Here is a 14466-nt window from a genome sequence, read left to right on the forward strand (position 1 = left end):
GAGGATGCTTGTCCGGTCATGTATTCGGTAACGATGCCGATTACAAATGCGAGCATAGCTAAGCGACCGTTCCAGTTTTCAGCAAATGCAGTGAAGCCTAATTTAGATTCTTGGTTATCCATAGTGATGTACCTACATATTCGGTAGCTGTGATTTAGTCAAGTTCTTGATTACAATCTTAACAAAACTTTTTGATCTTTGCAACATATTTTTACATTTAATAAATAATTTCTCTAGTCCCCTATCTGAGCGATGTTGTTGAGAATTTTTTGCTCTAGGAGTGGATCTCCTACTTTTTGCGCCATATATAAAGCTTCTTGGTAGTATTGTAGTGCATTATCTTGCTCACCGATAATACTGTTTATTTCTCCAATATTATTCAACGTTTTGGCGATATCTGCTGGTTTATCCACTTGTTGAGTAATGGGTAATGCTCGTTCATAATAAGTCAAGGCTTCTTGATACTGTCCCAAACTTTGATAGGAAGCACCCATATTGTTGAGGGCAGCCCCTACCACACGGCGATCGCCACTTTGTTGAGCTATTGGTAAAGCCTCCTGATAATATTCTAAAGCGGTGCTTGATTGTTGCATTTCATGATAATTTAACCCCAAACCCACTAAAGCAAAAGCTTGTAGGCTTTTTTTGTCATATTGTTGGGCAAGATCGAGGACTTGTTGCCAAGTGTCGATGGCCTGTTGAGATCGACCTTGTTGTGTTTGGGTTTTTGCTTCCTCTGTCAGTTGTTGTATCGTAGTTTCAACACTGTCACTTTCTGCCCAACTGGGTTGAGATCGGGTATTTAAGGCAACAGGGGTTAGACAAAGGGTAAGAATTAGCTAACCGTCGAGAAGCCCCGCACTATACCGTAGGTCAGTGTCGGGATGAAAGGCGGGTCAATGATTGGGGTTCGATGCCCCAATTATTGACAAGAAAGTAAGTCAACAGTACAATAAAGGCAGTCTAACCGACACCTGGAAACAGGCTCAAAAGTTAAAGGGCGAACCCCATCGCTCTAGCTAGTGGAGATATGCGTCCCTAGATTGCCCCAGACAATCAACAATGCTCAGAAGCTAGAAACGGGTAGAAAAATATTTCTGGATAAAAACTCGATACATTGCAGCCGATGGATAGTCGGTGGTGCTGACTGTGGAGGTATCTGGACGGGGATATGTGAATGGCAACATTTGTGTATCTAGAAAAGACCGATGAAACAGTAACGTCCTATCGTGAGGTAGGGAAGCCCGCGCTGTACCCACTGGCTCAGCGTCGGGAGGAGTGTCACTAAACGAGGGATAAGCCGTTTCATAATGGTATATTGTGGGTAATTATTGATTAGTGAAATTCAAGTTTTTTAACAATCTTTTCGGATAATTCAGTAAGTTGGCATAATTAAAGGGATCAAAGCTGTCCTATGGGCAATGTCTCAAGTAACTTTTAGATCAGATTGTCAGATTTATTAGGATTTTTATTAGTATTCCCACTTTCTGTTTATAACCAGCATTTTCATCAACTTAGACTACATAAGTTTATATTGTAGGGGTTAACGGCCGTTAACCCCTACTTTAGGAAATTGGGATTAAGTAGTATTGTGTCAAGTGAATGAACTTTTTAGCTTAGAATTCAGTGATTTCTAGTAAATATAGCAATCAGCTTTCTGGGTAAAACAGAGTGTGTTTTACCCAGACAAGGACGTATTCGTAGGGACATAATACTATTATGTCCTGATATATTCTCGCTTCTCATATATCATTACCGACTGCTATAGAAAGTGTTAAATCATTTCATTTGAGCAATAATCTGTTACAATTTAGCCTAAACCAAATTCTATAAGGAAGTTTTATATCTGTGTTAAAGAAATTATTTCATGATGGTTCTTGTCGTTGGTTATTGTCTTTATTTTTTGGAACCTCTGTTATATTAACCGCTTGTAATTCCCAAGACAGCAATATTACCAATTCTTCAAGTGATAGTGACACATTAAAATTATTATATTGGCAAGCCCCAACTATTCTTAATCCTCACTTATCTACAGGAACAAAAGACTTAGAGGCTAGTAGAATCACCTTAGAACCCTTAGCTAGTTATGATAAAAATGGGGAGCTAATTCCTTTTTTAGCTGCTGAAATTCCTGACCGTGAAAATGGTGGTATTTCAGCAGATGGCAAGTCAGTAACTTGGAAATTAAAACAGGATATTAAATGGTCAGATGGGACTCCTTTTACAGCAGCAGACGTTGTGTTTACTTATGAGTTTTTAAGTAATCCTCAAGTTGGTGCAACCAGTGCAGGGGATTACGAAATTATTGACCAAATTGAAGCAATTGATGACTACACAGTTAAAATTACTTTTAAAACAGTGAATCCGGCTTGGAATAGGTTTTTTATTGGTGGATCGGGTATAATTTTACCCCGCCATATTTACGAAGAATATAATGGAGAAAATGTTAGAGAAGCTCCTGCAAACTTATTACCTATTGGCACTGGTCCCTATAAGGTGGTTGAATTTAAGCCTGGGGATGTTGTTGTTTTTGAACCAAATTCTTACTTTAGAAATGCTGATGAATTGGGCTTTAAACGTATCGAATTAAAAGGAGGTGGGGATGCAACTTCTGCTGCTCGTGCTGTGTTACAAACAGGGGATGCAGACTACGCTTTTAACCTGCAAATAGAAGCCCCAGTTTTAAAACAATTAGAAACAGGAGGAAAAGGAAAAACTGTTTCACTTTTGGGTACTTTAAGCGAGCGTATTTTATTAAATTTTTCTGATCCTAATCAAGCTACAGCAGACGGGGAAAGAGCAAATAGAAATAATCCTCATCCTTTTTTGACGGATAAAAAAGTCAGAGAAGCCTTTAGCTTGGCTATTGATAGAAAGACTATTAGCGAACAATTATACGGTATTACTGGTGAACCTGCTGCTAACATTTTACTGTTACCCCAAGAATATAATTCTCCTAATACTTCTTATCAATTTGATCTAGAAAAAGCTCAACAATTATTAGATGAAGCTGGGTGGAAAGACAGTAATAATGATGGGACAAGAGATAAAAATGGTGTGGAGATGAAAGTGGTATTTCAAACATCAGTTAATCCTCTGCGTCAAAAAACCCAAGAAATTGTTAAACAAGGATTAGAAACTATTGGGGTAGACGTAGAATTAAAGAGTGTTGATGCCAGTATTTTCTTCTCAAGTGATCCTTCTAATAATGATACAATTGAGCATTTTTATGCTGATCTACAAATGTTTACTACAGGGAATTATAGTCCTGATCCCAGTAATTATTTGAAGGATTATAAGTGTGATGAAATCACACAAAAAGCTAATAATTGGGTAGGTAATAATTATTCACGCTATTGTAATCCCGAATATGATAAATTATGGTTAGCTGCCACCCAAGAATTAGATCCTAAAAAAAGAGCAGAAATCTTTGTTAAAATGAATGATATTTTAATTAATGATTTTGTAGTTATTCCTTTAGTTCATCGGGCAGATGTTACTGCTATTAGTAACCGTTTACAAGGGTTTGAATTAACTCCTTGGGATCGTAATACTTGGAATATTAAAGATTGGAAATTTGAGTAAGACAAAAGCAGTCCCCTGGCGGACACCTTCCTCTCACTTTTAGGGAGAGGTAATTATTAATTATTAATTGTTAATTATTAATTGCTGAAGGTAGTTTCTTCCTCAAAACAAGTACACCAGCTAAAATGATTAAGATAGCCCCTAAATAAAATTCGGGTTCTAATAACTCTTGCCAAAATAACCAACCGAGAAATGTACCAAAGGGAACAGAAGTATATGTAAAAATTCCCACACTGGAAGCAGGGGCGTTTTGATAACCACGAGTTAATAATAGTTGACCAATGGTGGTGGTTAATCCCACTCCCAATAACATAACGCATTGTTGGAAGGTTGGGGTTTGCCAAGTCCAAGTTAGGGGAATAGCAGAGATAATAAGACCAACAATAGCAAAATAGGTGACAATTCTTAATGGTGGTTCAGTAGAAGAAAGTTGACGAACTGTGACGAAAGCTAAAGCGGCCATTAAACTACTACTGAAGGCCACTAAAATTGCCCAATTAGTGTTATTTCCATCTGGGTTTAAGATTACAAAAACGCCGATAAATCCTAATAAACCTGCCAGAATTATACGCTTAGAAATACTTTCTTTGAGCCAAGCTAAGGAGATAAAAGGGATGATTAGGGGAATAGTTGATTTGATTAACATTGAATCAGCTAAGGGAAGATTAGCTAAAGCATAGAAAAAGCAATACATGGCTCCCATGCCAATTCCTGAACGAAAAAGATGTAAATGTAAGCGGTTGGTTTTTAATATGTTCTCACCAGCGTTTAATAATAAAGGAGTGAGAATTAGTAAGCCAAATAAATTGCGAAAAAAAACAATGGATTGATTAGGTAATGAATCTGATACTAACTTAATAAGGGCTGCACTCAGAGCAAAACTTACTTCAGCAGTAACAATAAAAAAGGCTCCACGTACAATATTTTGTGATTTAGTCATCGACGTAATAATTTTGTTTTGAATAGTATTATCAACTCGATATTCTTTATAATTGTAGCTATTATATTGGCCTTAAGTATCAAATGGATAAAGAAAAAAATAAGGTTGTAAAAGTTATTGAGGTTAATGATCCATTAATCAAGAGGATAAGCTATAGTTGTGCATAGCTTAAGATAAACTAATCATAACGTCCTCATTTTAGTAGTCCTGAATGTTACCTGAGTCAACCCTAAACCAACTCAAAAGCGCGCTTCCAGACGGTCAATTACCACCCAGTTACGGTGTTTACTTCAAAAATACCCTGGTTGCCCTTTGTCACGCCTTAGAAGACCATATTCTTAAAAGTACCCCCGACGATCCCCAACAAAAACCCCTAGTGTTGGTGACGTTTCAACAGGGAAAATGGTACTTACAGGAAGCCGATCGCTATTATGATATTGCCCAATCTTCTCGTCATATTGCCATCTCTGCGGTTGCTGAAAGTGGGTTTGATAGTCATAAAACAGGAAAATTAGATAATGTATCCCTAGTTCACCTCAATAACGACGACGTTTTAGTAGAAGAGTGGAATTTAGTCATTTTAGCCCCTGGATACGCAGCAATGGTGTTGTGTCGGGAACTATCCCCCGAAGAATATCGCGCTGACACCCAACCCCAAACAGACACAGAACGAAAATTTTACGGACTCTGGACGTTTGATCGTCTTCCGGTAGAAAAAGCAGCTAAGATTTTAATTGAGTCAGTGCGGACTTATAACCCAGAGTTAGCCGATCGCTTGACGAAAATGCAAGAGGCGATCGCAGCAACTCCCAAAGACATCACCATCGATCTCAGTGGGGTTGTCTCTCGTATTGTTACCTATTTACAAACTTCTCAACAACAGTTAGTCACCATCAACCGTCAAAATAAGGAACTGGTAGACTTAGAAGGACAAGCATTAAAATTAAATCGAAATTTAGCGGCCAGTAAGTTACAGGCGTTTTTGCGCATGGCCCAACGGGTGGATGAGAGAGATCCCGATAATAGTGTTGCTTCTTTACAAGTGGCAGCTTTAGCAGAAACCATCGGACAACTATTGGACTTACCCACGCTGCAACTGAGACGGTTAAGGTTAGCAGGTTTATTGTATCGCATTGGTCTCGCAGAAGCCCCCAAAGAAGTATTTACCCAAACCCCCGATCAACTCAATGATTCCAGTTACGCTTTTTGGAGAGATAGGGCAACTTTGGGCGCACAACTTTTATCTACTATGCCAGAGTTAAAGGCTATAAAAGAGATTGTTGGCCATCAATTGGAACATTGGGACGGAAGTGGTAAACCTAGTGGTTTAAAAGGGGAAGAAAACGGCATAGAATCGCGAATTTTAGGCTTAGTTTCTTACTTCCAAGAATTAACCCAACCCAGAGGAGATCGCCCTCCACTTAGTTTAGGGGAGGCTCTTGAAAAATGCGAGTCTCGCCGAGAGACCTGGTTTGATCCAAACTTGCTTGATACTTTAGGCAACATTGTCAGACTAGCAGAAATGGGCTTAATGTGTTTACCGAGTCGCCCCAGTCAACTACAGGCTATTTGGTTAGAAGAAGCCACAAAATGAAGTCACAAACCGTAGGGACTTAATAATATTAAGCCCCTACAAATAATATCAATTTACAGGAGATCATCATGAGTAAAACCATCAATTTATTAGATATTCGTAACGGACAAATTAAAGATTTAGCGGGGCTAGATTTGTCGGGAATGGACTTATCGGGGGCAGATTTAACCGGTGCTGATTTATCGGGGGCAACTCTGAGAACAAATCTAAGAGGGGCAGATTTAACGGGAGCTAATTTAAACAATGCAGACTGTCGTAATGCTGATTTAAGAGGGGTTATTCTAGCGGATATTCAGGCACAAAATATTAGTTTAGCAGGGGCATTTTTAGCTGGATCTGTGTTAAGTCATTTAGATTTTACAGGGGTTGATTTTCGGGGTTGTGATCTGCGAGGAGCCACTTTAATCGGAACTATTTTACTACAAGCAGATTTAAGTAATACTAATCTTTCTGGGGCTGATTTATCTCAAGCAGATTTAGAAGAAGCTGTACTCAATGGGGCCATTCTAAGAGGTACTAATTTTACTAATGCTAACCTATTATGCGCTCAGGTGGAACAGGCAATTATGGAAGGTACAATATTAACTAATACCTGTCTTGATGGAACACCTTTGGACAATTAACAATTAAATTGGACTACAGATGTCTATATTGTAGGGGTCAACGGCCGTTGACCCCTACTTAAATGTATATTCAGACTTTAAGAGGTTGGAAGTTCCATAGTTCCTTTAGTTACTAAAACGGAAGCTCCTCCCACATGAATACTGTTGATTTTATCATTAACTTTTTCTGTTCTTACTTCTAGAAAACTTGGTCTTCCCATCTCAAACCCTTGTTCTATTCGCCAGTGAAAAATTTCCTCATTCGCAGTTTCACGAATGCCTAAATATCCCCCAAAAGCAGTTGCAGCAGAGCCTGTAGCTGGATCTTCTATTACTCCTAAACCAGGGGCAAACATTCTGGCACGAATATTTGCTCCTTCATTTTCAGGATCAAAACAGAAGACATAAAGGGAAGAAGCCCAACTATTTTCTAATATTTGTTGCCAGCGATTGCTATTCAATTGAATACGTTTTAATGCTTCTCTATTATGCAGAGGTACAAACAAAAAAGGCAGTCCACAGGAAACAGCTTGAGGAGAATATTTATCCTCTCTAAAGTCTTCTATTTTCAAACTTAAAATTGATGCTAGTTCTTCTATTGATGGGACTTTATTAGAAAATTCTGGAAGTTGTGGGGAGGTTAATTCTGTATAAATAGGTTGCTTATTTTCAAATTTAATTTTGACAGCAACTAACCCTACTCCTTCCTCAAAAATAATATTTACATCATTATTTTTGTTTATTAAATCATCATTAATTCCCAAAACATAAGCTGCACCCAAGGTGGGATGGCCAGCAAATGGTAATTCTTGAGTTGGTGTAAAAATACGTAATTGTTTAGTAGTGTTATTAACAGTAGGAGGCAAGATAAAAACAGTTTCTGAAAAATTAAATTCTGCTGCTATTTTTTGCATGATTTCAGAAGATAAACCCTCTGCATCAGGAAATACAGCTAATTGATTTCCTCCAAAGATAGTATCAGTAAAAACATCAACAGTATAGAATGAATAAGTCATAATGATTAATTATTTTATATAAGCAAACCCTAAATATAGCCACGATTAGAATTCTTCTGAGAGTCCTTTTAATTATACCATTTTCATCAAATTAGACTACAGATATTACCTTTGTAGGGGTCAACGGCCGTTGACCCCTACTTTAGGAAACTAATGCAATGTAAATACATTTTTTTAAAGTAGCATTAGTTTTAATCGCTTGGGGGTTAATATGAGTTATTGTAGCAGAAAAACCCTGATTTTCTAAAGCTGTAATCAGTTGCGATCGCTTGGGAATATCTAATTTTCCTCGTCTTCCTATTTCTCCCAAAGTATAAAAATAAGGAGGAAAGTTAGACTCATTGATCATGGTTGATAATAAATCGCTTACTTTTCTCCATTTTAAATTAATTGCTAAGTTTTTCATGGTTTTTAAATACTCTTTATTATGTAAATTACCTAACCACATTGCACCAGAAATTGTATAATTATAATCCTGTTTTTCTTCTTGATCATAACATCTCGATTTACCTAGCTGTTGATAAGAAATAGTTGCATACTCTCCACACTGATGACAATATCCTAGAAAACCATAATTATCTAAACTCAGATTAATTTTAGGTAATAAACGCAGCATAACTCGATAATTTTGTCCAGTAAAAAAAGAGAAAATTGGCTCAATTCCTAATCCCATTGTTGCTGCTTGTTGTAAGGCACTACCTATAATTAATCGTAATACTTGTTCTTGTGCTGCTGGATGGGATCGACCATAAGATCCATAAACTTGTAAACATTTTTCGGGTAAATGTCCCGTTCCTGTGCGTCCATCTGTACAAGTTAAATAGATTAATCCCCCTATTTTTGTTGCCCATAATGCGGTACTTAAATAGGGATTAGGTGAACCAAAAGCATCCACATCTACTAAATCATAGTAATCTTTATTATTATAACATTCAAAGAAGATGTTATTAGCATTTTGATAGCTTATTTTACCTTTGTTTTCTTGTAAAATAAAACCTAAATTATATTCAATAGTTTCTTTATTTTCAGGGTTACTATCATTGGACCAGATGTAGTCAGCATCGCTTTCTAAATAATAACGTATGGAACGAACCCCACACCCCGTCATGACATCCAAAACCCGTAACTTTTCTTGGGTTTGTTTATAGACTTTGGCAGCTAATACTCCTAAATCTCTGGTGATTTTACTGTGGGGACGATAGAAAGTTTTACCCACAGTAAAATAGGCTGTTTCTTCGCAGATTAAAGATTTATAATTGATCATACAATATTCAATATAATTATATTAAACTAGAACTTAAAGCTTTTTCTAAAAAAGTTAAGATAGATCAAACTTTTTTCTCTACTGACATAGTTTTCTACAGTGTTATAGAAGTCAGTAATGATATGTCAGAAGCGAGAATATATCAGGATATAATACTATTATGTCCTTGTAGGGGTTTAATACTCTGTTTTACCCTTCTTCTGATTTTCTCACAACTGAAACCTGATTACTATATCAATGTTGATTTAAACTTTTGTCAGGTGGGCAAAGTTTTTTCCATTATAATTAGTCTAGATAAGTTTTTGGTTTGCCAACCCTAGCATCTTTATTTTAGGGTAACACAGTTTTCTAGATTGTAATCGATATTTATTATGAACTTTCCTAGACTACATCCAGATACCATTGAAGAAGTTAAAGAAAAAATAGACATTTATGACATAGTTTCTGATTATGTTGTTCTCAAAAAAAGAGGACAAAATTATGTTGGTTTATGTCCCTTTCATCAGGAAAAGACTCCTAGTTTTACCGTTAATCAAAGCAAGCAAATGTATTACTGTTTTGGTTGCGGAGCAGCGGGAAATGGGATTAAATTTTTAATGGAAATTGGACAACAATCTTTTAGTCAAGTTGTCCTAGAGTTAGCAAACAGGTATCAAGTTCCCCTCAAAACCTTAGAACCTGAAAAACGGCAAGAAGTACAAAAAGAACTTTCTCTCAAAGAACAATTATATGAAATTGTTGCTGTGACGAGCAATTTTTTTGAACACGCACTACGAGAAACTTTAGGAGAAAATGCTTTAAATTATTTAATCGAAAAAAGAAAATTACAACCCGAAACTATACAAAAATTCAACTTAGGATATGCCCCCAGTGGTTGGGAAACATTATATCGTTATTTAGTGGAACAAAAACGTTATCCTATTGCCTTAGTAGAAGAAGCAGGACTAATTAAACCTAGAAAAAAAGGGAATGGTTATTATGATACCTTTCGCGATCGCCTGATGATTCCTATTAAGGATATTCAAGGCCGTGTTATTGCTTTTGGGGGCAGAAGTTTAACGGATGATGAACCAAAATATCTTAATTCTCCCGAAACTCCATTATTCAATAAAGGTAAGACTTTATTCGCTTTAGATCAAGCTAAAAGTAGTATTCGTTCTTTCGATAAAGTTATTGTTGTCGAAGGTTATTTTGATGCGATCGCCCTTCATTCAGCAGGAATTACTAATACAGTAGCTTCTCTAGGAACAGCGTTTAGTGAAAGTCAATTAAAACAGTTATTAAGATATAGCGATTCCAAAGGAGTTATCTTCAATTTTGATGCAGATAAAGCAGGTATTAAAGCAACGGAAAGAGCCATAAAAGAAATAGAATCACTCATTTATTCTGGACAAGTTAACCTAAAAATTCTCAATATTCCCGATGGCAAAGACGCTGATGAATTTATCAACTCTCATGATAATGGTTCGGAACAGTATCAAGAATTAATAGAAAAAGCACCCCTGTGGTTAAACTGGAAAATTGAACAAATATTAATGGAGAAAAACTTAAAACAAGCAGATAATTTTGAACAAGTTGCCCAAGGAATGGTTAAACTATTAAACCAATTATCAGATAGCAATCAACGGAGTTATTATATTAGCTATTGTGCAGAAATTCTTGCGCAAGGAGATGCGAGACTACTGACCCTTTACCTAAAAAATTTACAGACTCAGTTAAGTAAACCCCTTACTAAGTTGTCTCAAAAAAATACAACTAAAACCTTTATTAAACTAGAAAATACGGCTGAGAACAATTTATTAAAAGAAGCAGAAACTATTTTGCTAAAGATTTATATACATTATCCCGAACATCGTCAAGAAATTTTTGATAAGCTAGAGGATAAAAACCTTATTTTTAGTCTCTCAGAACATCGTATTATCTGGCAAAAATTATTAGATATTGATGACGAATATGATCAAAAATTAGTCTCTAAATTAGAAGCTGACATAGCAAACTTATCAGAGGTTTCTGAGAAAGTAAATAAACTTTTAAACTTCCGAGAAATTGAGCAATATGAAGATAGTAGTCGCTTAAGTTTGATTATTGATGCTGCTTTAATATCCCTTGAGAAAGTAAACCTCGAAAAATATTGTAATTATTGTGAAAAAAAATATAAAACCATTAATCCTGAAGAAGATCCTGTTAATTATCAATACTATTTAAACGAGTATATTTCTAGTCGACAAAAAATCTTACAACTCCAACCCCTCAGAAGTTTCTCCCAACTCGATATTTATAGTTAAATTAAATAAGCTTGACAACTCAAGTCAATTTATGAATAATTACCAGTGTATATATGCTTAAAGAAAAACATGGACGCAGTTAGAATTATTTGTGCGATTTTTCTCCCTCCCCTGGGTGTTTTCTTACAAGTTGGGATTGGATGGCCGTTTTGGATTAACATTTTATTGACCCTTTTTGGTTATTTTCCTGGTGTTCTTCATGCGGTTTGGGTTATCGCTAAAAAATAGTCAATTTTTGCCATAAAACATCGGGCAAGTTTACTCTTTGAACTTGTCCCTTGCGTGAATCAACTCAAAAACGAAATAAGATTCGCTACAATGAAGCTTGATTTGTCTTACTAGGGCAATGGAGGGGATATGTTGTCATTAACACTAAATAATCGTTATCAAGTTCTTGAAACCTTGGGAAAAGGGGGTTTTGGAGAGACATTTCTCGCCATCGATACCCATTTGCCCTCGGCCAAAAAATGTGTTATCAAACAACTTAAGCCGGCGGTTCGTTCTCACGTTATTCCTGATTGGTTAAAAGAAAGATTTGCTACAGAAGCGGCTATTTTGGAAGAATTAGGCGAAAAACATCCCCAAATACCTGCACTATACGCCTATTTTTCCGAAGGAGGGGATTTTTACTTAGTACAAGAATGGATCGAAGGAGAAACCTTAACTCAAATTCATCAACGACAAGGTAACTTATCCCCCAAACAAATACAAGATATATTAATCGGTATATTACCTGTGTTGGATTATGTCCATAATCGTCGCATTATTCACCGTGATATTAAACCAGATAACATTATTATTCGCAGTGGGGATCAAAAACCGGTTTTAATTGATTTTGGCATCGTTAAAGAAACCGTGGCCACTATGGTTCACAGTAACGGTAATACCCCCTATTCTGTGGGACTGGGAACCCCTGGTTATATGGCCTCTGAACAAGCTGCCGGCCGTCCCATTGTCTCCAGTGACTTGTATAGTTTAGGACTCACTGCCATTTTTTTACTCACGGGGAAAACCCCTCAATACTTAGCTACTGATCCCAATACAGGGGAGGTTTTATGGCGAAAGGAAGCCCCAAATATTAAGTCTAACTTAGGAGATGTTCTCGATCGCACAGTACGTTTTCATCCCCGCGATCGCTTTTCCACCGCTAAAGAAATGTTAGCAGCTTTACAGGTTTTTGATCCCCTTGCCACCGCAGTAACTATAGCTGTTGACCAACAAAATTCATCTTTATCCCCACCATCCCCACAACGCCCTAGTAACACTACTCAAGAAAACCAACCTCCTTGGGCCCTGTTGGCCTTGGGATCGTTTTTAGCTGCAAGTGCGATCATAGGAGGACTAATGTTAGGGATCGTTTTAGGGACAAAAGAGCGATCGCAACCTACTTCTTCCCCTTCGGTATTACCAGAGTCACCAAAAGAAACCCCAACCCCAGAGTTATCACCGCCCAAACCCAGAAACCGTAGACCGGTTAATAATAGGCGATCGCAACCTTCTCCTACTCCCTTTCCTACTCCAGAAGTTGAAGTTTCTCCCACTCCAGAAGTTAAAGCTTCCCCTACTCCAGAAGTTGAAGCTTCCCCTACTCCAGAAGTTGAAGCCTCTCCCACTCTAACACCTATCCCTGAACCCACCAAAGCAGTTCCCATTCCCGTTGAACCACCACCGCAGTCATCGGACCCCAAAGAGACAACCGAAGAACAACCTTCAAGTCCTTCCATCGTTATCCCTAATATTCCTTCTCAACCTAGTGAGGAAAAACCTTCTCAAGAAGAGGAGAATAATTACAATATACAAAAATACTTTGAATCAGACAGAGAAAAAAATAAGACTAATATCCAACCTTATTTTGAATCTGACAGAGAATAAATCTCAAAATAATTGTAGGGTGTATTAGCGTAGCGTAATACACCAAAAAACTTAGATTTCTTCCATTTCTAACTTAGCAGAAGTAACAGCAGCGAAGGCAAAAGCAAAAACAATAGGCATGGGATTTTTTAAGAGATAACTTAAAACAACCGATACAATTGAGATTAAAATAGCTGAAGTTAACCAAGTCCTTTCTTCCACACAAAATCCCTTTGTTGCTTTAATTAAGTACAATACTTCAGAGGGAATCGGTTCCGGCATAACTGCTCCTGGAGGAAACGCCCAATAGTGATTGTAACGTTCTCTAAATAAATCTGTCCATCCATTGTCGTCACACCATTCCTGTATCCATTCGTCTCTAAAGTGTTTCATAATTCTTTTAGATTTCCCCCATTTACTACTAATTTCCGTCTAAATCAATCTCTGTTTAGCAATAGTTATCATTTATATTAGCAAAACCATTTTCTGTTGTTCGGTAACTTAATAAAACTTAATTGACAATCTTAAGTAGGGTTTGCTGAATAAAAGCAAAACCCTATTCTTTAAAAGGTTACACCCATATTCGCGATCGCAAAAAAGATCAGCTTTGTCGGCTACAAACCGCTATAATTGGTAGAAACACCTCCCAGTTGTTGGTCAAGAATAAATGTATCGAAAAGAGGAGCAACCTTTACCGCCCCCAGAAAAATTTGAATTACCTTTCGAGGGCAAATTGTCCCCCAATAATCGTTGGGTAATCATGGCAGAGTTGATACCTTGGGATGATTTTGAGGAAGAATATGCTAAACTTTTTTCAGCAGAAAAAGGTGCGCCAGCCAAACTATTTAGAATGGCATTAGGGACATTAATTATTAAGGAAAAATTAGGAACAAGTGATAGAGAAACTATAGAACAGATTAGAGAAAATCCCTATCTACAATACTTTATAGGTTTAAATTGTTATCAACAAGAGCCACCACTGGAATCTTCAATGCTAGTTCATTTTAGGAAAAGAATTGATGGAGAATTGATAAACAAAATCAATAAAAAAATAGTAAAAAGAGAAATAGACAAGAGTGATAAAGAAGTAAAAAAAAAGGATTGTCTCCAAGAAAAAGGAGAAAAAATAAAAAATAAAGGTAAACTAATTTTAGATGCGACTTGTGCGCCAGCAGACATCAAATACCCAACGGATTTAGGCATATTAAATCAAGCCAGAATTGAGACAAAAAGAATAATAGATAATCTTTATAAACCATTAAGAGTAAAATTGAGAAAAAACGCTGAGAACTTCTAGAAAAACTGCTGAAAGGTGATCCCGGTCGTTAA

At 36.8% G+C, this 14466-nt stretch carries 12 protein-coding genes and 1 pseudogene; 7 read left to right on the forward strand and 6 right to left on the reverse strand.

Going from position 1 to position 14466, the window contains the following annotated elements; all coding sequences use genetic code 11:
- The coding region (locus tag CWATDRAFT_RS22835; RefSeq protein WP_042712199.1) for a chlorophyll a/b-binding protein at nucleotides 1–122 on the reverse strand (122 nt) is incomplete at its 3' end.
- 111 nt (nucleotides 123–233) lie between these two features.
- Nucleotides 234–836 carry a tetratricopeptide repeat protein gene (locus tag CWATDRAFT_RS22840; RefSeq protein ID WP_042712201.1) on the reverse strand — a complete coding sequence of 201 codons (603 nt, stop codon included), beginning with the start codon at nucleotides 834–836 and terminating at the stop codon, nucleotides 234–236.
- A 1012-nt stretch (nucleotides 837–1848) separates the two neighbouring features.
- On the opposite strand from CWATDRAFT_RS22840, the gene CWATDRAFT_RS22845 reads away from it, so the two are divergent.
- Nucleotides 1849–3585: a peptide ABC transporter substrate-binding protein gene (locus CWATDRAFT_RS22845; protein WP_007307229.1), complete on the forward strand. Its 1737-nt coding sequence runs from the start codon at nucleotides 1849–1851 to the stop codon at nucleotides 3583–3585.
- Between the two features lie 70 nt (nucleotides 3586–3655).
- Here CWATDRAFT_RS22845 and CWATDRAFT_RS22850 read toward each other — a convergent pair whose 3' ends face one another.
- On the reverse strand, nucleotides 3656–4525 hold the full coding sequence (locus tag CWATDRAFT_RS22850) for a DMT family transporter (RefSeq protein WP_007307239.1): 870 nt from the start codon (nucleotides 4523–4525) through the stop codon (nucleotides 3656–3658).
- 211 nt (nucleotides 4526–4736) lie between these two features.
- On the opposite strand from CWATDRAFT_RS22850, the gene CWATDRAFT_RS22855 reads away from it, so the two are divergent.
- Together CWATDRAFT_RS22855 and CWATDRAFT_RS22860 are read left to right on the forward strand one after the other, a co-directional pair.
- Complete coding sequence (locus tag CWATDRAFT_RS22855) at nucleotides 4737–6119, forward strand: HD domain-containing phosphohydrolase (RefSeq protein ID WP_007307230.1); 1383 nt, start codon at nucleotides 4737–4739, stop codon at nucleotides 6117–6119.
- Between the two features lie 68 nt (nucleotides 6120–6187).
- Entirely contained in the window at nucleotides 6188–6742 is a 555-nt protein-coding gene (locus tag CWATDRAFT_RS22860) for a pentapeptide repeat-containing protein (protein ID WP_007307231.1), read from the forward strand.
- A gap of 77 nt (nucleotides 6743–6819) precedes the next feature.
- On the opposite strand, the gene CWATDRAFT_RS22865 is transcribed toward CWATDRAFT_RS22860, so the two are convergent.
- Nucleotides 6820–7737: a PhzF family phenazine biosynthesis protein gene (locus CWATDRAFT_RS22865; RefSeq protein WP_007307238.1), complete on the reverse strand. Its 918-nt coding sequence runs from the start codon at nucleotides 7735–7737 to the stop codon at nucleotides 6820–6822.
- Between the two features lie 142 nt (nucleotides 7738–7879).
- Entirely contained in the window at nucleotides 7880–9001 is a 1122-nt protein-coding gene (locus CWATDRAFT_RS22870) for a class I SAM-dependent methyltransferase (protein ID WP_007307237.1), read from the reverse strand.
- A 371-nt stretch (nucleotides 9002–9372) separates the two neighbouring features.
- Here CWATDRAFT_RS22870 and dnaG point away from each other — a divergent pair, with 371 nt between their 5' ends.
- The 3 genes from dnaG (at nucleotide 9373) to CWATDRAFT_RS22885 (ending at nucleotide 13158) form a co-directional block, all read left to right on the forward strand.
- A complete protein-coding gene (gene dnaG / locus CWATDRAFT_RS22875; protein ID WP_007307232.1) occupies nucleotides 9373–11286 on the forward strand; it encodes a DNA primase in 1914 nt (637 codons plus the stop codon).
- A gap of 69 nt (nucleotides 11287–11355) precedes the next feature.
- A complete protein-coding gene (locus tag CWATDRAFT_RS32410; RefSeq protein ID WP_007307233.1) occupies nucleotides 11356–11514 on the forward strand; it encodes a YqaE/Pmp3 family membrane protein in 159 nt (52 codons plus the stop codon).
- 129 nt (nucleotides 11515–11643) lie between these two features.
- Nucleotides 11644–13158 (forward strand): serine/threonine-protein kinase, encoded by a 1515-nt coding sequence (locus CWATDRAFT_RS22885; protein WP_007307234.1) that lies wholly within the window; start codon nucleotides 11644–11646, stop codon nucleotides 13156–13158.
- A gap of 51 nt (nucleotides 13159–13209) precedes the next feature.
- Here the strand turns inward: CWATDRAFT_RS22885 and CWATDRAFT_RS22890 are convergent, their stop codons facing one another.
- Complete coding sequence (locus CWATDRAFT_RS22890; protein WP_007307236.1) at nucleotides 13210–13530, reverse strand: slr1957 family protein; 321 nt, start codon at nucleotides 13528–13530, stop codon at nucleotides 13210–13212.
- A gap of 274 nt (nucleotides 13531–13804) precedes the next feature.
- Between CWATDRAFT_RS22890 and CWATDRAFT_RS22895 the strand changes: the two are divergent.
- A pseudogene (locus CWATDRAFT_RS22895) lies at nucleotides 13805–14416 on the forward strand (IS5-like element ISCwa2 family transposase); the annotation flags it as partial.
- Nucleotides 14417–14466 lie beyond the last annotated feature (50 nt).

The organism is Crocosphaera watsonii WH 8501 (genome assembly GCF_000167195.1).
GTDB classification, from domain to species: Bacteria; Cyanobacteriota; Cyanobacteriia; order Cyanobacteriales; family Microcystaceae; genus Crocosphaera; species Crocosphaera watsonii.